The 20,062-nt window shown below is 42.0% G+C and carries 17 protein-coding genes; 13 read left to right on the top strand and 4 right to left on the bottom strand.

The window, feature by feature from the left end; genetic code table 11:
* Nucleotides 1-35 precede the first annotated feature (35 nt).
* From L0Z67_RS11350 to map, 4 genes are all read right to left on the bottom strand, one after another.
* Nucleotides 36-2,066, bottom strand: coding sequence for a BCCT family transporter (locus L0Z67_RS11350; RefSeq protein WP_237127062.1), 2,031 nt, complete (start codon nucleotides 2,064-2,066; stop codon nucleotides 36-38).
* Nucleotides 2,067-2,610: 544 nt separating this feature from the next.
* Nucleotides 2,611-3,438 carry a 2,3,4,5-tetrahydropyridine-2,6-dicarboxylate N-succinyltransferase gene (dapD, locus tag L0Z67_RS11345; RefSeq protein ID WP_062569870.1) on the bottom strand — a complete coding sequence of 276 codons (828 nt, stop codon included), beginning with the start codon at nucleotides 3,436-3,438 and terminating at the stop codon, nucleotides 2,611-2,613.
* 9 nt (nucleotides 3,439-3,447) lie between these two features.
* Nucleotides 3,448-6,066 (bottom strand): [protein-PII] uridylyltransferase, encoded by a 2,619-nt coding sequence (gene glnD, locus L0Z67_RS11340; protein WP_237114266.1) that lies wholly within the window; start codon nucleotides 6,064-6,066, stop codon nucleotides 3,448-3,450.
* A 12-nt stretch (nucleotides 6,067-6,078) separates the two neighbouring features.
* On the bottom strand, nucleotides 6,079-6,888 hold the full coding sequence (gene map / locus L0Z67_RS11335) for a type I methionyl aminopeptidase (RefSeq protein ID WP_228074483.1): 810 nt from the start codon (nucleotides 6,886-6,888) through the stop codon (nucleotides 6,079-6,081).
* A gap of 248 nt (nucleotides 6,889-7,136) precedes the next feature.
* Between map and rpsB the strand changes: the two genes are divergently transcribed.
* The 13 genes from rpsB to lpxA all read left to right on the top strand — a co-directional run bounded on the left by rpsB (nucleotide 7,137) and on the right by lpxA (nucleotide 20,018).
* Nucleotides 7,137-7,865 carry a 30S ribosomal protein S2 gene (rpsB, locus tag L0Z67_RS11330; RefSeq protein WP_062569873.1) on the top strand — a complete coding sequence of 243 codons (729 nt, stop codon included), beginning with the start codon at nucleotides 7,137-7,139 and terminating at the stop codon, nucleotides 7,863-7,865.
* A gap of 105 nt (nucleotides 7,866-7,970) precedes the next feature.
* Nucleotides 7,971-8,822: a translation elongation factor Ts gene (tsf, locus tag L0Z67_RS11325; RefSeq protein WP_237127061.1), complete on the top strand. Its 852-nt coding sequence runs from the start codon at nucleotides 7,971-7,973 to the stop codon at nucleotides 8,820-8,822.
* A gap of 152 nt (nucleotides 8,823-8,974) precedes the next feature.
* A complete protein-coding gene (pyrH, locus tag L0Z67_RS11320; protein WP_062570043.1) occupies nucleotides 8,975-9,724 on the top strand; it encodes a UMP kinase in 750 nt (249 codons plus the stop codon).
* Nucleotides 9,725-9,741: 17 nt separating this feature from the next.
* On the top strand, nucleotides 9,742-10,299 hold the full coding sequence (frr, locus tag L0Z67_RS11315) for a ribosome recycling factor (protein WP_062569875.1): 558 nt from the start codon (nucleotides 9,742-9,744) through the stop codon (nucleotides 10,297-10,299).
* Between the two features lie 105 nt (nucleotides 10,300-10,404).
* The gene (locus L0Z67_RS11310; protein ID WP_237114265.1) at nucleotides 10,405-11,184 is read left to right on the top strand and encodes an isoprenyl transferase; all 780 of its coding nucleotides are present in this window, start codon (nucleotides 10,405-10,407) and stop codon (nucleotides 11,182-11,184) included.
* Nucleotides 11,185-11,206: 22 nt separating this feature from the next.
* Nucleotides 11,207-12,073, top strand: a complete 867-nt coding sequence (locus tag L0Z67_RS11305) for a phosphatidate cytidylyltransferase (protein WP_062569877.1) — start codon at nucleotides 11,207-11,209, stop codon at nucleotides 12,071-12,073.
* Entirely contained in the window at nucleotides 12,070-13,269 is a 1,200-nt protein-coding gene (gene ispC / locus L0Z67_RS11300; protein WP_062569878.1) for a 1-deoxy-D-xylulose-5-phosphate reductoisomerase, read from the top strand. The genes L0Z67_RS11305 and ispC overlap by 4 nt, the downstream gene beginning before the upstream one ends.
* A gap of 1 nt (nucleotide 13,270) precedes the next feature.
* The gene (gene rseP / locus L0Z67_RS11295; RefSeq protein ID WP_237127060.1) at nucleotides 13,271-14,623 is read left to right on the top strand and encodes a sigma E protease regulator RseP; all 1,353 of its coding nucleotides are present in this window, start codon (nucleotides 13,271-13,273) and stop codon (nucleotides 14,621-14,623) included.
* Nucleotides 14,624-14,730: 107 nt separating this feature from the next.
* The gene (gene bamA / locus L0Z67_RS11290; protein ID WP_062569880.1) at nucleotides 14,731-17,202 is read left to right on the top strand and encodes an outer membrane protein assembly factor BamA; all 2,472 of its coding nucleotides are present in this window, start codon (nucleotides 14,731-14,733) and stop codon (nucleotides 17,200-17,202) included.
* Nucleotides 17,203-17,213: 11 nt separating this feature from the next.
* Entirely contained in the window at nucleotides 17,214-17,732 is a 519-nt protein-coding gene (locus tag L0Z67_RS11285; RefSeq protein WP_062569881.1) for an OmpH family outer membrane protein, read from the top strand.
* A gap of 9 nt (nucleotides 17,733-17,741) precedes the next feature.
* A complete protein-coding gene (gene lpxD, locus L0Z67_RS11280; protein WP_062569882.1) occupies nucleotides 17,742-18,782 on the top strand; it encodes a UDP-3-O-(3-hydroxymyristoyl)glucosamine N-acyltransferase in 1,041 nt (346 codons plus the stop codon).
* Nucleotides 18,783-18,792: 10 nt separating this feature from the next.
* Nucleotides 18,793-19,245 (top strand): 3-hydroxyacyl-ACP dehydratase FabZ, encoded by a 453-nt coding sequence (gene fabZ, locus L0Z67_RS11275; RefSeq protein ID WP_062569883.1) that lies wholly within the window; start codon nucleotides 18,793-18,795, stop codon nucleotides 19,243-19,245.
* A gap of 2 nt (nucleotides 19,246-19,247) precedes the next feature.
* Complete coding sequence (lpxA, locus tag L0Z67_RS11270) at nucleotides 19,248-20,018, top strand: acyl-ACP--UDP-N-acetylglucosamine O-acyltransferase (RefSeq protein WP_062569884.1); 771 nt, start codon at nucleotides 19,248-19,250, stop codon at nucleotides 20,016-20,018.
* The last annotated feature ends 44 nt before the right edge of the window (nucleotides 20,019-20,062 follow it).

Genomic DNA, 20,062 nt, shown 5'->3' with positions numbered 1-20,062 from the left:
GATTAAATCACAGAGATACAAGCTAGCTTTACTTGTTAATCTTTACGTGTGTCTAACATATCATCATGTTTTTCTAAATCCCAAGGAAGATCGCCTGGACTGTTATCTAAAAAGTGTAAATAGTTTTCAAATTGGTCGAGAATATCTTTCACAACATCATTTTCTTCAAAGCCATAAATATCGTATGACAACCCACCGCGACGTAAAAACACTTCCGCACGATAATACAGTTGCGATTCACCATCTGCAGCGGCGGGCTCGGCATATGCGAAGCCCGGTTTAACATGTTCGGTAAGCCTAATATCATATACAAAGTCGACATGGTGATGACGTGTTACTGTTAGATATGCCCGGCCAATATCACTGTCAATATCAACAGTGGCTTGCCAATTACGGTTAATTAGCTCGCTTTGCACTTCTTTCATAGCAGTTACAACAATCTCGTTTATAAATGCATGCACCTCTTGCTTATTAGGGTAATCAATCATTGCTTTTAAGCGATGTTTCCACAGAGAAAGGTCTAAATTTTTATTAATGAGCGTATGAGCTTGTAAACTCATATCTCGGTGGCCCTCAATACGAAGAGCACGCCATAGCCCCGCACAGGCAAGTAGCATAATAATAGCAAAGGGCAGGGCACTGGCTATGGTCATTGTTTGAAGTGCTTTAAGTCCACCTGCTAAAAGTAATACCGCAGCAACAGCACCTTCGAGTACAGCCCAAAAAACTCGCTGCCAAGCAGGGGTATGAATACTGCCGCCAGATGCTAATGAATCAATAACTAATGAACCCGAATCAGATGACGTCACGAAGAACGTGATAATCAAAATAACAGTTAAGAAAGAGGCAAATGATGAAAGCGGTAACGCATTGAATAATTGAAATAAAGCAACAGCGTGATTTGCTTCAACATCAGTAATAAGTGAATTTAACCCTTCGTTCATTATCAAGTTTAATGCTGTGTCACCAAAAATGGAAAACCATAAAAAAGTAAATAAACTAGGCACTAACATGACACCCACAACAAATTGCCTGATTGTTCTACCACGGCTTATTTTTGCTATAAACATGCCAACAAAAGGGGCCCAAGCGATAGTCCAGCCAAAGATAAATAGTGTCCAATTTCCTATCCAGTCACTGCGGGTATATGCTTGTAAGTTAAAGGTTCTTTCTACAATTCCACTTAAGTAGCTACCTGTATTTTGTAAAAATGATTCTAAGATATGGATACTTGAACCAACAAAAAATACAAACAACATTAACGTTATAGCGATAGCCATATTGAGTATAGATAGGCGTTTTACTCCCTTATCTAACCCCGCTACTACCGATAAAGTTGCAGCACCGGTTATGACGGCTATGGTGACAATTTGCACTGTAGTACTAATGGGAATACCTTCCCACAAATAATGTAAGCCAGCATTAATTTGCGTAACAGATAAGCCTAATGTGGTTGCAATCCCGAACAAGGTTCCCAAAATTGCAAATATATCGACGCAATGACCAATAGGGCCATGGATCTTATCACCAATTAGCGGGTATAAGGCTGAGCGAATGGATAATGGAAGACCATGGCGAAATGCAAAGTAGGCAAGAACAAGACCGACGACGCCATAAATTGCCCAAATGTGAAAGCCCCAGTGAAAAAATGCGATTTGCATCGCTTGCTTTGCTGCATCAATAGTTTCTGCTGCGCCACTAGGCGGTGAGGAATAGTGAAGCACAGGCTCTGCAACACCGAAGTAAAGAAGTGCCACACCATAGCCTGCCGAGAAGAGCATAGCAAACCACTCTAAAGAGCTATATTCGGGTTCTGCGTGAGCGGGGCCTAACTTTATATTACCCCAGCTAGAGGCTGCTATGGACACTATAAATACTAAGAATACCGCAACAGATAACATATAAAACCAGCCGAAGGTTTCTGTTATCCAAGATAGCGTTACTGAGAATGCTTTGCCTGCTTGTTCAGGATCACTGATTGTACCAAGCACAAGTAAAAAGATAATAGAGACTGCCGGTAAAAATACGGGTAGTAAAATAGTTGAGCGTAAGGTTTTTCTTGCCATAAATAAATCCTTTATTTTAAAGCTAACTTTAAGCGTACTTACCAACTACCTTATTGGATCAAACCATTAATAGCTAGTTATAAAGGATTGTTTTTAAATATATTGATTGCTTTTCCAATATTAAGGGGGAGTTAATAAAGATGTACTAAGCGCATCAAAAATAAGTGCATTAACGTTAACTGGTAGACTCTAATTTAGGAGTACACAACTCGTACTAGATAGTATAAATAAAGTAGCTCCTAATTTACTATTTTAAGCCTTCTTTTAAGGGGAGAATTTAAAGTTTACCTTGCACCTCAACTTCTTAACCTGTTTGTAATTGTTCGGCACCTCGGATAATAACTATATCGCCAGCACTAAAAATCACTTCAGTGAGGTAAGCAGTGGGTCAGAAGTAACGCCAAATAATAGCAAAGCAGATACACGATGAAACATATATGTGAAATAAGGTGTCACAATTTAAGCAAAAACTTAAATAGACGAGTATAAAAAAGCGCCAACCATTATGGCTAGCGCTGTTATGAAAACCTGCTATTGCAAGCAGTTACTCGTCAATTGAACGAAGGAGGGCATTAATACCCACTTTTTCGCGAGTTTGTTGATCTACTTTTTTTACGATGATGGCAGCGTAAAGGCTGTGTGAACCATCTTTTGAAGGCAATGAGCCTGGCACAACAACTGCACCGGCAGGTACACGACCGTAATGGATCTCACCTGTTTCACGGTCATAAATGCGCGTACTTTGGCTGATGTATACACCCATTGAGATAACGGCGCCTTCTTCAACAACAACACCTTCAACAATCTCAGAGCGTGCGCCAATAAAGCAGTTGTCTTCGATAATCGTAGGGTTTGCTTGCAGTGGTTCAAGTACGCCACCTATGCCTACACCACCAGATAAGTGTACGTTTTTACCAATTTGAGCACACGAGCCAACGGTTGCCCATGTATCAACCATGGTGCCTTCATCAACGTAAGCGCCGATGTTGACATAAGATGGCATGAGTACCACGTTTTTGCCTACGAAACTCCCTTTACGAGCAACCGCATTTGGCACAACACGCATGCCACCTTGTTGGAATTGCTCTGGTGTGTAGTCGCTAAATTTAAGTGGTACTTTGTCGTAGAATTGATTAACACCATCGTTCATTGGCTGGTTATCACGAATACGAAAAGATAATAGCACCGCTTTTTTCAACCATTGATGTACAACCCACTCACCACTGATTTTTTCAGCAACACGCGCAGCGCCGCTATCAAGTAGTTCAAGTGCGTCGACAATAGCTTGTTTCACGTCGCTTGATACCGTGCTTGGGCTGATGCTATCGCGGTTGTCCCAAGCGTTTTCGATCATGGTTTTTAAATCTGACATAAGGTCCTCTTATTCGGTTTCTGCGTTGAGTTTTTTACGCAATGCTTGATGAATTTTTGCTTGTTCTTCGTCTGTTAATGCTTGGTATTCGTTATTTGATACCACGAAGAAATCTTCTGCACGTTCACCGACAGTGGTGATCCGTGCGGCATGAATATGTAATAAGTGTGCTTGAAACACTTCGGCAATTTTCGTGAGTAACCCAGGAATATCCACTGCCTGAATTTCGATTAAACTGCGATCTTTTCGGGCATGCGGTCTAAGCACAATTTTGGGTTTAATATTAAAGTCTTTAAAACGCTGTGAGCGGTTCTTTTTAAAACGAATTTTCTTTTTAGGATCACTAATTGCGGCATCAAGTGCGCGTTTAATACCTTGCGCACGATTACTGGCAATTGGGTCGCCATTCACTTCCAGAATAACAAAACTAAATAGCACATAACCGTCTTTTGTCGTGAGGACTTGTGCATGTTGAATTTGTGCTTTTTTAGAGCCGATGACACTGACTAAACGAGCGAACAGCCCGCCTGAGTATGGACTATAAGCAAATACTTGCGTTCCCCCATGCATGGCGGTATCAGACACCATCACACTGGGCTGGCTTAAGTCCTCACAATTGAGTAAATGTTCGGTGTGCCATGAAATTTGTTGTTCACTAAAGGCAGTAAAGTAATTGGCTTTAAAGCGACTCCAAATTAAATCAATTTGGTCTTCGTTACAGCCGTGATTCAATAGACGTTGTTTAGCTTGTTGTTTTTTATCACGAATCTGATCACGTTGATCCATCGGGTTTTCTAGCCCTAGACGAAGTGCGCGCTGGGTGTGTAAATAAAGCTCTCGTAGTAGTGTGTTCTTCCAATCATTCCACAAGTTATCATTGGTGGCACGGATATCAGCCAGTGTTAAGCAATATAAGTAATCGAGCTGACGCTCAGTTTTTACTTTGCTGGCAAAGTCTTTAATGACATCAGGGTCGTTAATGTCTTTGCGTTGCGCTGTGACCGACATCAGTAAATGATTAGCAACAAGCCACGAAATGAGTTTTCCATCGGATGCTGGAAAGCGATGAAGCTTGGCAAAAGCAAGGGCGTCTACAGAGCCAAGCTCTGAGTGATCGCCACCACGACCTTTGGCAATATCATGGAAAATACCTGCTAAATAAAGTAACTCAGGCTTATCCATGCGCGTGACTATTTCACTACATAGCGGAAACTCGCTGACTTTTGACTTATCAAAATATTTGTAAATATTGTTGATTAATTTATGCGTGTGCTCATCCACGGTGTAAGCGTGAAAGAGGTCAAACTGCATTTGTCCAAAAATATTTCGCCATTGCGGTAAATAGGCTGCAATCATGCCGTGCTTATGCATGAGCGTGAATGCACGACCCATGCCGTTTGGATGCTTTACAAGTCGTAAAAATGCTTCGCGGCAGGCGGCGTAATCTTGTAAATCACCGAGTAAACGGCGTCGTACTTGGCGCATTGTACGAATGGTACTTGGGTAAATATGGGTGATTTCAGGGTTATCAGCTATGTGCTCGAACAACACAAATAGCTGATCACGGCGGAAAAACACAGAGGGGTTTTTTACCCGAATTTGATGACCAATACGCTCAAAGTTACGGTCGAGCTCAACGACAGGTAACTCTCCGGCACCCGGTAAAATGCTTTGCTCAAAGTATGAAAGCAACATTTGATTAAGCTCTCGTACGCGGCTCATAATTCGGAATAAGCGTTTCATCATACGCTCGACAGAGGCTTTACCATCACTACCAAAGCCAAGTATTTCAGCGGCGTTAGGTTGATGATCGAACAGCAATCTGTTTTCGGAACGTCCTGCAGCTATATGCAATGCAAATCGAATATTCCACAAGTTCTCTAAGCATTCAGAGAGTTCTTGATATTCCTCGTGAGTCAGATAGCCGTGATTGATAAGCTCTTGTAATGTCTCCGCTCTAAAGTGTTTTTTAGCCACCCATATAATAGTTTGTAAATCACGTAAACCACCAGGGTTTTCTTTAATATTAGGCTCAAGGTTATAGGCTGTGCCATGGCACTTTTTATGACGTAAATTCTGTTCTTGTACTTTTGCCAAAAAGAATTCATCAGAGCGCCAAATGGGCGTATCGATTAAATGCCTTTTGAGTTTTTCAAACTCAATATGATTACCGAAAATGAGTCGGCTCTCGAGTAAGCTGGTGGCAAATGTCACGTCTTCGCGCTTTTGTTCTAATGCTTGTTCTATGGTGCGAACGCTGTGACCAATTTCTAAGTTGAGATCCCAAAGCATAGTGACGAACTGACCAATCTTTTCACACACCGCATCACTTGGTTGCTCACTAACTAGCAACATAAAGTCGATGTCGGAGTAGGGGTGTAATTCGCCACGGCCATAACCACCTACCGCGATAAGGGCTAAATCACTTTCGTGTGCAAGGTCGTAATCATGGAACAGTTTAATCAATAAGCGATCGATAAACTCAGCGCGGGCATTGATTAAGTTGCTGACGGGTTGTTTAGAAAATTCGTTCTGAAGCCATTTGTAAAAATAACTTGAACAGTCGCGATAGTCGCTAAGTTGCTCAGCTTGGCTAAGCAACTTCTTTACTTTATTGGGTAATGCCACAGGGGCTGGCTCCTAGTGTTCGATGATCCTGTCAATAGTATCATCTGATCGGAGCGTTAAAATTTCAACACCATTTTCAGTCACTAACAGCGTATGTTCCCACTGCGCAGACAATGAACGGTCTTTTGTTACTACGGTCCAGTCATCTTTAAGCAACTTACATTGGCGTTTACCCGCATTAACCATAGGTTCGATTGTTAAGCACATGCCCGCTTTTAGTACTTCACCAGTACCTGCTTTGCCGTAGTGCATAACTTGTGGCTCTTCGTGGAACTCTGCACCAATACCGTGACCACAGTATTCACGTACAATCGAATAGCTAAAGCTTTCAGCGTATTTTTGAATCGCAGCACCAATGTCACCTAAGCGAACACCAGGTTTCACCATTTTAATGGCAAGATACAGGCTCTCTTGTGTTACTTCAGCAAGGCGCTTACCTTGGATATTTGGTGTACCAACATGGAACATTTTAGATGTATCGCCATGGTAACCGTCTTTGATTACAGTTACATCAATATTGACGCTGTCACCTTCTTTAAGTGGTTTGTCATTTGGGATACCGTGACAAATTACATGGTTCACTGAGGTGCAAATTGATTTTGGGAAACCGTGATAGTTAAGCGGTGCTGGAATAGCATCTTGAACGTTAACAATATAATCGTGACAAATTGTATTTAGTTCATCTGTGGTTACACCTGGCACCACATGCGGTTCAATCATTTCAAGTACCTCGGCGGCTAAGCGCCCGGCAACACGCATTTTTTCGATTTCTTCAGGGGTCTTGATCACAGCACTCATTGAGGCTCCAAAGTTGTTTTTCAGGTCATTTTTCAGTGCACAAATTTTGCACTGAATGTTGAGTTTTCAATTTTAATATGGTATAAAGCGCGCCGTCTTTTTACAAATAAATTCTTAACTGATTTTTTGTATTTAAGGCAAACACAATTTTATTTTAACACACACACGTATCGTCACATACACTTGGGTGCACATAAGTTACAAATTAACTTAGGTGTTGGTGCTATGGGATATGTGGAGGCCTAACCCTAAACTATTAGAGGAATTTACAAATGGCAAACGTTTCAATGCGCGATATGCTTCAAGCTGGTGTTCACTTTGGTCACCAAGCACGTTACTGGAATCCTAAGATGAAGCCTTTCATCTTCGGCGCTCGTAACCGTGTTCATATCATCAACCTAGAGCAAACTGTACCAATGTTCAACGAAGCACTTAAGTTCTTATCGAACGCAGCTTCTAACAAAGGTAAAGTACTTTTCGTTGGTACTAAGCGCGCAGCAAGCGAAGCAGTTAAAGAAGCAGCTCTTCAAAGCGAGCAGTTCTACGTAAACCACCGTTGGTTAGGTGGTATGTTGACTAACTGGAAAACAGTTCGTCAATCAATCAAGCGTCTTAAAGATCTTGAAGCGCAAAGCCAAGACGGTACTTTCGAGAAGTTAACTAAGAAAGAAGCGTTAATGCTAACTCGTGAAATGGAAAAGCTTGAAAAGAGCCTTGGTGGTATCAAAGACATGGGTGGTCTTCCTGACGCACTTTTCGTTATCGATGCAGACCACGAGCACATCGCTATCCGTGAAGCTAACAACCTAGGTATTCCAGTTGTTGCTATCGTTGATACTAACTCTAACCCAGACGGCGTTGATTACGTTGTTCCTGGTAACGATGATGCGATCCGTGCTATCCAACTTTACACTGGCGCTGTATCAGCTGCGATCACTGAAGGTCGTGAGAACAACATCGTTGCTCAAGCTGAGAAAGACGATTTCGTAGAAGCTGAGTAATTAGCTGTCATCAAGTCTTCATCTTAATTAAGGTGAAGACTTGTTATTCTTGTTAAGCGGCCCATACCGCTTCCCTAATAACAGAATTCAATTGAGGATATTCTAATGGCTGTAACTGCTGCCCTAGTTAAAGAATTACGCGAGCGTACTGGCGCTGGCATGATGGATTGTAAAAAAGCGTTAACTGAAACGAACGGTGACATCGAGTTAGCGATCGAAAACATGCGTAAGAGCGGTGCTGCAAAGGCTGCTAAAAAAGCAGGTAATATCGCTGCTGAAGGTACAATCTTAATCAAAGAAGGTAACGGTTTCGCTGCGCTTCTTGAAGTTAACTGTCAAACTGACTTCGTTGCTAAAGATGCTAACTTCCTTGGTTTCGCTAACCAAGTTCTTGACGCTGCTGCAGAATCTAAAGCAGACATCGATGCGCTTAAAGCACAGTTCGAAGAAACGCGTGTTGCACTAGTTGCTAAAATTGGTGAAAACATCAATGTTCGTCGCGTTGAGTACATCGATGGTGACAAACTTTCTTCATACCGTCACGGCGACCGTATCGGTGTTGTTGTAGTTGGTGAAGCTGACGAAGAAACACTTAAGCAAGTTGCTATGCACGTAGCTGCGTCTAAGCCTGAGTTCGTTAACCCAGAAGACGTACCAGCTGACGTTGTTGAGAAAGAAAAAGCAGTTCAAATCGATATCGCGATGAACGAAGGCAAGCCTGCTGAAATCGCTGAGAAGATGGTTGTTGGCCGTATGAAGAAATTCACTGGTGAGATCTCGCTTACTGGTCAAGCTTTCATCATGGAGCCTAAGAAGACTGTTGGCGAAATTCTTAAAGAGAAAGGCGCAACTGTTTCTAACTTCATCCGTTTAGAAGTTGGTGAAGGTATCGAGCGTAAAGAAGAAGATTTCGCTGCTGAAGTAGCTGCACAAATTGCTGCTGCAAAAGGCGAGTAATTTTCTGCTTGAGTGATGTGGGCGAAATTAGATGAAATTAATCTGCTATTAGCTTTTGCGTCACTGATGAAAATTCTTTAAAATAACCGCGTTTTATGTGTAACCATAGCGCGGTTATTTTTTATCTCATTACTAAGGCTGGCCCAAATATTATGACTATCAATCGTAAACCTATTTTTAGACGTGTTCTTCTTAAACTTAGCGGTGAAGCATTAATGGGAGACGAAGGCTTCGGCATCGACCCGAAAGTACTTGACCGTATGGCTCAAGAAATTAAAGAACTTGTAGAGCTCGACGTAGAAGTAGGTTTGGTTATCGGTGGCGGTAACTTCTTACGTGGTGGTTCATTAGCAGAAGCTGGCATGAACCGCGTAGTGGGTGACCACATGGGAATGCTAGCAACAGTAATGAATGGCTTGGCAATGCGCGATGCACTACACCGTGCATTTGTAAATTGCCGCTTAATGTCAGCTATCCCACTAAATGGCGTGTGTGATGCTTATAACTGGGCTGAAGCAATCAGCTTATTAAAATCTGGCCGTGTAGTGATTTTCTCAGCGGGTACGGGTAATCCGTTCTTTACTACAGATTCTGCCGCGTGTTTACGTGGTATCGAAATTGAAGCTGACACAGTTATCAAAGCGACAAAAGTGGACGGTGTTTATTCTGATGACCCAGTTAAAAATCCAGAAGCTACACTATATCGCCACTTGAGCTACAATGAAATCATTGAAAAAGAATTAAAGGTTATGGACTTAGCTGCATTCACTCTTGCACGAGATCATAAAATGCCTTTAAGCGTATTTAATATGAACAAATCTGGCGCGCTGAAACGTGTTATTATGGGTGAAGATGAAGGAACACTTATTTCTTCACAAGCCTCAGATGAAATAAATAAATAGATTATTAGGATTGAACCGTGATTAACGATATCAAAAAAGATGCGTCAGAGCGCATGCAAAAAAGTGTTGCGGCACTAGGCAGCCAATTATCTAAAATTCGCACAGGCCGTGCTCACCCTGCGTTACTTGATGGTATTCAAGTATCTTACTATGGTGCTGATACGCCGTTAAACCAAGTTGCAAACGTCACAATTGAAGACTCGCGTACACTGGCTATTAGCGTGTTTGACAAGTCATTAGCACAAGCTGTAGAAAAAGCGATCATGGCTTCAGACTTAGGTTTAAACCCTATGTCTGCAGGTACGGTTATTCGTGTTCCACTTCCTCCACTTACTGAAGAGCGTCGTAAAGACCTTATTAAAATTGTACGTGGTGAAGTTGAAAGTGGTCGTGTTGCGGTACGTAACATCCGTCGTGATGCGAATGGCGACATTAAGAGCTTATTGAAAGATAAAGACATTTCGGAAGATGAAGCACGTCAAGCTGAAGATGAAATTCAAAAGCTTACTGATAAGTTCATTAAAGAAATGGATACACAATTAACAGCGAAAGAAGCTGAATTGATGGAAATCTAATACGTCCTGTTTATCTTTCAGGCATTCATCCTGAATAGGTAATTGGCATAACTAAATTTATTAGTTTTGAAACGCCGTCTAGGGTATACTAGACGGCGTTTTTTTATGGAATACTCGATATTTATGGTTCTTAACGCTGATAAAATTTCCCAGCAAAGTTTGCCTAAGCATGTCGCTATAATCATGGATGGTAACGGTCGATGGGCGCAAGCTAAAAATCGCCCACGTGTTTACGGGCACAAAAAGGGCGTTGATGCGGTGCGTCAATCAGTGCAATTTTGTACTCGCTTAGGTATTCAGTCATTAACACTATTTGCGTTTAGTAGTGAAAATTGGCGCCGCCCAGAGGACGAAGTAAATACACTTATGGAGTTGTTTTTATTCGTACTGGGCAAAGAAGTAAAAAAACTTCATAAAAATAATGTAAAACTAAATATCATTGGTGATTTATCACGTTTTTCTGAAGGTTTACGACACAAAGTAGATGCTGCGCACGAACTTACTCGCAACAACACTGGGTTAGAATTAAATGTCGCGGCTAATTATGGTGGTCGTTGGGATATTACCAATGCCGCAACACAGCTTGCCAAGAAAGTCGCTGCGGGTGAGTTAGACGCAGATGAAATCACTGAGCAGCATATGAACGACCACATGAGTATGGCAGGACAGGTGGAACTTGATTTGATGATCCGTACCGGTGGTGATTTACGCATTAGTAACTTTCTTTTGTGGCAAGCTGCTTATGCTGAGCTTTACTTTACAGATACGCTTTGGCCAGATTTTAATGAAGCTGCTTTTGCTGACGCTATCGCTTGTTACGTTGCCAGAGAGCGACGATTTGGTTGTACCGGTGAACAAATAAAACAATTACTCGCCGAAACCTAATTACTAGTTGAAGGTACACACATTGCTTAAACAACGAATTTTAACCTCACTTGTACTTGCGCCACTTGCACTTGTATTGGTTTTTTATACCCCACTTACTTTATTTAGTTATATCGCTGCCGGTATTGTTTTACTCGGTGCGTGGGAATGGTCTGCTTTTATGGGCCTATGCGATAAATTCAAACGGCTAGGCTTTGTCGCTGCGACCGCTGTCATTCTTGCTCTTCTAAATTGGCATTGGCCGATAGAGTCGCTTTGGCAAAATGGTAAGCTGGTGGGCGATGCTAATTATTTGTTTACCTTGTCATTCGCGTGGTGGATTGTTGCCACTTATTTAGTATGGCGCTACCCCGCCATGGCGAAAGCTTGGAATGAAGGCCTTGTGATGCGAGCGATAGCAGGCTTTCTAACCCTCGTGCCATTATGGTTGGCGTTAAATACCTTAAGAAGTGCGGGCTATAACGAATCGACTCACTTTGGTTCAATGCTGATTTTAGTGGTTTTAGGTATTGTTTGGAGTGCAGACATCGGCGCTTATTTCACAGGTAAGAACTTAGGTAAACGTAAATTAATGCCTAAAGTCAGCCCTAATAAAACCATTGAAGGGTTACTTGGTGGGGTCGTCGCATCGGTTATCTTCGTGTTGGCTTTTTGTCACTTTAGCGACGTTGATATGGCTGTTTGGCCTGTTTATGCCATTATGACTGCATTTATAGCACTGTTTTCTGCGGTGGGTGACTTACTTGAAAGTATGTTTAAACGTGAAGCGGGTTTAAAAGACAGCGGTTCATGTTTACCAGGTCATGGCGGTATCTTAGACCGTATTGACAGTCTCACTGCAGCAGCACCTATTTTCGTGCTTTGTTATGCATGGACATTAAGTTTATGAGCAAGACTGAACAACTGGTAGTGCTTGGTGCAACGGGGTCAATCGGCCTAAGTACGTTAGATGTTGTCGCTCGAAATACGGATCGCTTCGCTATTTTTGCGTTAACCGCAGGGCAGAACGCTGAAAAAATGGCTGAACTTTGTTTAGCGCATCAACCGAAATTTGCTGTTATGGCTAATAGTGCGGCAGCAAAGGCGTTATCAAGCTTACTTGCAAATACACCCTGTACGACCGAAGTGCTTGCAGGCGTAGAAGCAATGAGCGAGCTTGCGGCTCACCCCGACGTTAATACAGTGATGTCGGCTATTGTGGGAGCAGCAGGCTTACTACCCACCTTGAGTGCCGTTGAAGCCGGTAAGAAAGTACTGCTTGCTAATAAAGAATCGTTGGTGATGTCAGGTCAGTTGTTTATTGACAAAGTAAAGCAACATGGCGCAACACTACTGCCAATTGATAGCGAACATAATGCTATTTTTCAATGCATGCCTGCATCATTACAGAACACATCAGGGTTACTTGGTGATAACGGCGTGAGCAAAATCTTGTTAACAGGCTCTGGTGGGCCATTTTTAACCCGTGATTTAGCCACATTATCATCTGTTACAGTCGCTGAGGCGGTGGCTCACCCTAACTGGTCTATGGGACAAAAGATTTCTGTTGATTCAGCGACCATGATGAACAAAGGCCTCGAATTCATTGAAGCGAAATGGTTATTTAACTGTCACGCCAGTGATATTGAAGTGGTCATTCATCCGCAAAGTATTATTCACTCAATGGTACAGTATCAAGATGGCTCTGTGCTTGCGCAAATGGGAAATCCAGATATGCGCACACCTATCGCACATGCACTTGCTTTTCCAGATCGTGTTGATGCAGGTGTGAAGCCCCTCGACTTTTCAGAGCTAGCTGATTTTACGTTTACTAAACCTGATTATGCACGTTATCCAAATTTAAAATTAGCAATCGATGCCAGTGAAATGGGGCAAGGTGCAACAACGACAGTCAACGCTGCCAATGAAGTCGCTGTTGCGGCATTTTTAAATGGGCAAATTGGCTTTACAGATATTTTCCGTGTTAATGCGCAGACATTAGAGTCAACCTTGAATGTTAATGTACAAACACTTGAAGAAATATTAGCGTGCGATAAAGCTGCACGTATTAAAGCGCTTGAACTTGTTAAAAAGGGCATGAATTAAGATGTTTGATTTTTTCTGGAATTTAGGCTCATTCATTCTTGCACTGGGAATTTTAGTGACCGTGCATGAATATGGTCATTTTTGGGTGGCGCGTAAAGCCGGTGTAAAGGTTTTACGCTTTTCAATTGGCTTTGGCAAACCACTTATAAAATGGTACGACAAGCATAAAACAGAATACGTCATTGCTGCTATCCCATTGGGTGGCTATGTTAAAATGCTGGATGAAAGAGTTGACGAAGTCCCGCCGGAGCAGCGCCATCTATCATTTAATGCCAAGTCTGTAAAAGCCCGTATTGCCATTGTTGCAGCGGGTCCCATGGCGAACTTCTTATTTGCTATTTTTGCCCTTGCGGTAATGTATATGGTGGGCGTCCAGTCATTAAAACCTGTCGTTGGTGAGGTCACGCAAGGTAGCCGTGCAGAGTCAGCAAATATCGAAGCAAACCAACAAATTATCAAAATAGGTGAAGATGATATTAGCACTTGGCAAGATGCTACTTTCTCATTAATGAGTCGTTTAGGTGAGCAAAGTGTTGTGGTGACATTACGCGACCAAAATTACCAAAAGCATGTTCGTACATTGAACCTAGATGGGTGGAAATTAGACCAACAAGATGTGCCTCCGTTAACGTCGATTGGTATTGTTCCATTTAGACCTCAAGCGACATTAACGGTCGCGCAAATCAATAAAGGTTCTGCAGCTGAGCGGGCTGGTCTTCAGGTAAATGATACAATCGCAGCAGTAAATGGCGAAAATATCAGCGATTGGACCCAGTTAGTCTCTATAATTCAACAATCACCTAACAAATCCTTACAATTTAGTGTAAAAAGACAAGGTAACATTGAGTCACTTACTGTCACACCCGATGGCCGTGATAACGATGCTGGCGTGTTGCAAGGGTTTTTAGGAGTTGCACCAAAGGTCGAGCCTTGGCCAGAAAACTACATTGAAACTAGACATTATGGCCCTGTCGATAGTATTGTGCTGGGCATAAAAGAAACATGGCGTTTAATAACCTTAAGTTTTGATATGATTGGCAACCTCATTACGGGTCAAGTGTCAGTTAAAAACTTAAGTGGGCCCGTAGGCATTGCAGTGGGGGCGGGGACTAGCGTAAGCTATGGCTTGGTTGCATTTTTAAGCTTTTTAGCATTAATCAGTGTTAACCTTGGCGTATTTAACTTATTGCCGTTGCCAGTGCTTGATGGTGGGCACTTAATGTATTACATAATTGAACTTTTTCGTAAGAAGCCTGTCTCTGAAAAGACACAAGAGTTTGGTTTTAAATTGGGCGCCTTACTGCTCATATTTTTAACATGTTTCGCTTTGTTCAATGATGTATCACGTTTATAACAAGTAAGCGGAAAATTCCAATTTGAACACGATTGTAAAACACTGCAAAAAGTTAAATTTACAAGGTGTTGAGCGGTAATACAGTTGTAAAGGATAAAGATAACAAAATGGCTATAAAAAAACATTTGGCAGTTTCAAGTTTATTAGGTGCAAGCTTTGCAGCCCTAGGCCAAAACTCCTTTATTGTAGAAGATTTAAAAGTTGAAGGTTTACAACGTGTTGCATTAGGTGCTGCACTGACGCATATTCCGATCAACGTGGGCGATAATATTGATGAGTACACAATTTCAAGAACCATAAAGTCACTCTATCGTTCAGGTCACTTTGATAATATTAAAGCGTTGCGTGACGGCAATAATGTTATTTTCCGTGTCACTGAGCGCCCAACAATCAGTTTGATTGAATTCGACGGCAATAAAGATATTAAAGATGAGCAGCTAAACGAATCACTTGATCAACAAGATATTCGTACCGGTGAGCCTCTTGATAAAACCGTCCTTGATAATATTGAAAAAGGGCTTGTTGAGTTCTTCCATAGTATTGGTAAATACAATGCTAAAGTTGAAGTAAGCATCACCAAGCTACCTCGTAACCGTGTAAAGTTATTATTTAAGTTTGATGAAGGTGACGCTGCGTCAATTCGTCAAATAAACCTTGTTGGTAATGAACTTTTCTCAGATGAAGAGCTGCTCAAATTGGCTGAATCTCAACAAGATTTGCCATGGTGGAAGTTCATGTCAAGTGACCGCTATCAGAAACAAACGATTGAAGGCGATCTTGAAAAAATCCGCAGTTACTATCTAGACCGTGGTTACTTACGCTTTAATATTGATTCCACACAAGTGTCTGTGAGCCCTGAGCGAGATTCAGTATATGTGACTGCAAACATGACTGAGGGTGTTAAATACACTGTAAAAGGGTTTGACTTTATCGGTGACTTACTTGGCCGCGAAGAGCTTATTAAAAGTGTTATTCCACTTAAAGCGGGTGAATTGTATAACGGTTCTGTGGTTACCTCATCAGAAGAGTTTATTAAGAGCTACCTAGCCCGATTTGGCTATGCGAATGCTGAAGTACGCACGATTCCTGAAATCGATGATGAAAATAAAGAAGTGCAGTTAACGCTGTCGGTAGACCCTGGCAAGCGTGTATATGTGCGTCGTATTATCGTTGGCGGTAACCAAAATACTTCAGACGAAGTTGTTCGTCGTGAAATGACCCAGCTTGAAGGTGCGTGGCTTTCTAATCAAAACCTTGAACGCTCTAAATTGCAAATCCAACGTTTGCCGTATATGGAAAGCGTTGACTTCAATGTTGTTCCTGTCCCTGGTGTTGATGACCAAGTAGACGTCGATTTTACCGTGAAAGAACAGTCAGCAGGTAGCTTTAATGCAGGTCTTGCCTATGGTTCTTACTTAGGTCTGCAATTTAACATTGGTGTCAGTGAGTCGAACTTCTTAGGTACTGGTAACCAAATTGGTTTTAATATCAATACGTCACGCGGTTCAGAGCGTATTAGCTTATCGTATACTGACCCGTACTTCACCCCAGATGGTGTTTCGCAGGGCAGTAGCATTTTCTATAGTAACTATGATGCAAGTAAATTTAGCCTCATCGACTATAAATCGAAAAGCTATGGTATCGGTACCAATATTGGTTTCCCAATTGATGCTGTAAACCGTATAAATTTCGGTATCCGTTGGATTGAAGAAGAGTTATCGGATATCGCAGAATACGAGCAAACACGCGTAATGCGAGAAACCTTCTTAGACCCTGAAAACCCAGATGCTGGCTTTAACTTTACTAAATACGAGTTGAGCACAGGTTGGTCGCGAGTGACTGTAAACCGTGGTTTATTCCCATCAGCGGGTTCGCGTCAATCACTTAATCTAACGGCAACAACACCGAACTCAGATTTAACTTACTTTAAGTTAAATTATGACTCACGTTTTTACTGGCCGATTAGTAATGACCATCGTTGGGTATTCTCAACACGTGCAGCGCTTGCTTATGGTAATGGTTACGGTTCAACCAATGGGTTTGATCAAACATTACCGTTCCAAGAGTACTTCCGTATTACTGAGATGGAATTACGTGGTTTTGATAGAAATACCATTTTACCACGTGCTGTATCACGTACACCGCAAACAATCCCAGGTACGCCACAAGACGATGGTACAACAACCGGCAGTATTGGTGGGGCGTCAGAATTTGACGTATTAAGATTGCAAGGCCGAATTGGTGGTAACGCTAAAGCGGTTGCAGGTATGGAGCTGATTGTACCAACTCCATTCTTGGATGAAGAAAACACGAGTTCTGTACGTACAAGCTTCTTCGTAGATGCTGCGAACGTATGGGATACAGAGTTTAACGTTGACCGTTACCAAAACTTAGCCCCTGATCAACGCGCAAAACTAGAGGATTATTCAGATCCGATGCGCTTTAGGGTATCAACCGGTCTTTCACTACAATGGATCTCTCCAATGGGTCCGATGCTGATCAGTTTTGCGTATCCATTGCAAAAAGAAGAAGATGACGATACGAAGACCATCAGCTTTAATATTAGTAATACATTCTAAAGGAGTTTTTTGTGAAAAAATCAATTAAATCAACAGCGTTTGCACTACTTGCTACTTTATCAATGGGTCTGTCTACCAGTGCATTTGCACATAAAGTCGCTATTGTTGACATGCAAGAAATCTATAAACAAATCCCTCAAATGGCAAAAGTAGAGCAAACACTTGAAGCTGAGTTTGCTGAACGCCGTCAAGAGCTTGAAAAATTGCAGGGTGATATCCGTTTTGAAGCTGAAAAGTTCAAGCGTGAAGCAACAACAATGAGTGACAAGCAAAAAGAAGAATTACGTACTAAGATTCAAGGTATGCAACAACAGCTGGCTGAAAAGGGTCGTCCGTTAGAGCAAGAAATCAAAATGCGTCAAAACCAAGAGTTAGCAAAAGTTCAAAAGCTAATTCTCGATGCGATTGAAGAAGTGGCTAAAGCTGGTAAGTACGACGAAGTAAAAGTTAAAGAAACAACAATTTACGTTAACCCGAAAACAGTGTCTGACTTATCAGATAAAGTTGTTGAAAAAGTAAGTAAGCAATAGAAATTACATATGCAAAACTACACGCTTTCGCAGATTGCGGATCTTTTGGGTGCTGAGCTACACGGCGATGGCACTCAAGAGATTAAAAAAATATCAACACTTGCAAATGCCCAATCTGGGCATATTGCATTTTTGGCGAACAAAAAATATCGTTCTCAGTTAGAGAGCACCAATGCCAGTGCGGTGATTTTATCACCGGCAGACGCCGACTATTTTAGTGGCAATAAGCTCATTATTGCTAATCCTTATGTATGCTACGCCAAGCTTGCCCAGTTAATGGATACAACACCCCGCAGCGCATCAGTAGGGATACACCCTAGTGCAGTCATCCATGATTCAGCATCAATTGGAGATAATGTCTCGATCGCTGCCAATGTGGTGATAGAAGCTAATGCGGTCATTGCAAACGATGTGCAGATTGGTCCAGGTTGCTTTATTGGTGAGCAGGTAAAAATAGGCCAAGGAACAAAGCTTTGGGCTAATGTCAGTATTTACCATGAAGTTGAAATTGGCAGTGACTGTCTGTTTCAAGCAAATACAGTCGTAGGAAGCGATGGGTTTGGTTACGCCAATGAGCGTGGTGAATGGATTAAAATACCGCAATTAGGGCGTGTAATTATTGGTGATAAAGTTGAAGTCGGTGCCTCAACAACGATTGATCGTGGCGCACTCGATGACACACTTATCCATAGTAACGTAATTATCGATAATCAATGTCAAATAGCGCATAATGTCGAGATCGGTTCGGGAACAGCTGTTGCTGGTTGCACTGTTTTTGCTGGCAGTGTTGTTGTTGGTAAACATTGTCAAATTGGCGGCATGGTTGCAATTAATGGTCACATCAGTGTCTGTGATGGTGCTATAATCACGGGCATGAGTATGGTGACAAAAGCAATCACTGAACCTGGGATTTACTCATCAGGTTTGCCTCATCAAAACAACAAAGAATGGCGTCGTAGTATTGCCCATATCCGAAACCTTGGTGATATGAAAGACCGCTTAAAAGCACTTGAGTCACTGACTAAGTCACTCAATATTGAAGACAAATAAGGATGCTATTTTGGCAAATGAATTAAATAGTCTTGATATTCAAGATATCTTGAATTTACTTCCGCATCGTTATCCGATGTTACTTGTTGACCGTGTTTTAGATTACACGCCAGGCAAGTCGTTACATGCTATTAAAAATGTAACAGTGAATGAACCTATTTTTACAGGCCACTTTCCAAATCAACCAATTTTTCCAGGGGTGTTGATATTAGAAGCAATGGCTCAAGCAACTGGCTTATTAGGTTTTAAAACAGTTGAAAATCGTAGCGATAATGAGCTTTACTTATTTGCTGCCATTGACAATGCACGATTTAAGCAACCAGTATTACCTGGCGATACGATGCATTTGCATGTAGAGTTTGTTAAAGAGCGCCGCAATATATGGAAGTTTGCAGCAGAAGCAAAAGTTGACGGCAAAGTTGTGTGTACTGCCGAAATCATGTGTGCGAGAAGAGAGTTTTAATAGTGATCCATCCTACGGCAATAATCGAACCAGGTGCGAAGCTTGGAAAAAATGTCTCAGTTGGCCCTTATAGCTATATTGGCAACGATGTAACGATTGGTGATAACTGTATCATTGAGTCTCATGTGGTTGTCAAAGGCCCATCGACAATTGGTTCTGGTAACCATATTTTTCAGTTTGCATCGGTTGGTGAAGCTTGCCAAGACAAAAAATACGCGAATGAGCCAACTACTTTGATTATGGGTGACAACAATGTCATTCGTGAATGTGCAACAATTCACCGTGGCACGATTCAAGATCAAGGTGTGACTAAAATTGGTAGTAACAACTTGTTTATGGCTTACACGCACGTTGCTCATGATGCAGTCGTGGGTGATAACGTGATTTTTGCTAACAACGCCTCTGTTGCTGGTCATGTACACGTCGGTGACTGGGTGATCCTTGCGGGTAACTCGGGTGTTCACCAGTTTTGTAAGATTGGTGCACATGCTTTTGTTGGTATGTACTCAGGTGTTAATAAAGACGTACCGCCGTTTGTTACAACCATTGGTACGCCAGCAGGCCCAGTCGCAATCAATACTGAAGGTATGAAACGTCGTGGCTTTGAAAGTGATGAAGTAATGGCGACTCGACGCGCTTACAAAACACTTTATCGTAAGAGCTTAGGTGTTGAGGAAGCAATTGCTGAGCTGAGCGAAGACGCAGCGAAATACCCAGCTGTTCAGCTGATGATCGACTTTGTGAAAAGCTCTGAGCGCGGAATTATTCGCTAATCATAAGCGAACTCCTACATAAGCCACCGTAAGGTGGCTTTGTT

Source organism: Pseudoalteromonas sp. PB2-1 (assembly GCF_045040605.1).
Lineage (GTDB): Bacteria > Pseudomonadota > Gammaproteobacteria > Enterobacterales > Alteromonadaceae > Pseudoalteromonas > Pseudoalteromonas arabiensis.
The sequence above is the reverse complement of the archived record's forward strand: the minus strand, read 5'-3'. Positions and strand labels throughout refer to the sequence as shown.

Excerpts from the sequence above, each read along its gene's own strand:
- ispC (WP_062569878.1), top strand. The coding sequence starts at position 12,070 with ATGAGCAAGACTGAACAACTGGTAGTGCTTGGTGCAACGGGGTCAATC.
- bamA (WP_062569880.1), top strand. The coding sequence starts at position 14,731 with ATGGCTATAAAAAAACATTTGGCAGTTTCAAGTTTATTAGGTGCAAGC.
- L0Z67_RS11350 (WP_237127062.1), bottom strand. The coding sequence starts at position 2,066 with ATGGCAAGAAAAACCTTACGCTCAACTATTTTACTACCCGTATTTTTA.
- L0Z67_RS11310 (WP_237114265.1), top strand. The coding sequence starts at position 10,405 with ATGGAATACTCGATATTTATGGTTCTTAACGCTGATAAAATTTCCCAG.
- rseP (WP_237127060.1), top strand. The coding sequence starts at position 13,271 with ATGTTTGATTTTTTCTGGAATTTAGGCTCATTCATTCTTGCACTGGGA.
- pyrH (WP_062570043.1), top strand. The coding sequence starts at position 8,975 with ATGACTATCAATCGTAAACCTATTTTTAGACGTGTTCTTCTTAAACTT.
- rpsB (WP_062569873.1), top strand. The coding sequence starts at position 7,137 with ATGGCAAACGTTTCAATGCGCGATATGCTTCAAGCTGGTGTTCACTTT.
- dapD (WP_062569870.1), bottom strand. The coding sequence starts at position 3,438 with ATGTCAGATTTAAAAACCATGATCGAAAACGCTTGGGACAACCGCGAT.
- lpxD (WP_062569882.1), top strand. The coding sequence starts at position 17,742 with ATGCAAAACTACACGCTTTCGCAGATTGCGGATCTTTTGGGTGCTGAG.
- tsf (WP_237127061.1), top strand. The coding sequence starts at position 7,971 with ATGGCTGTAACTGCTGCCCTAGTTAAAGAATTACGCGAGCGTACTGGC.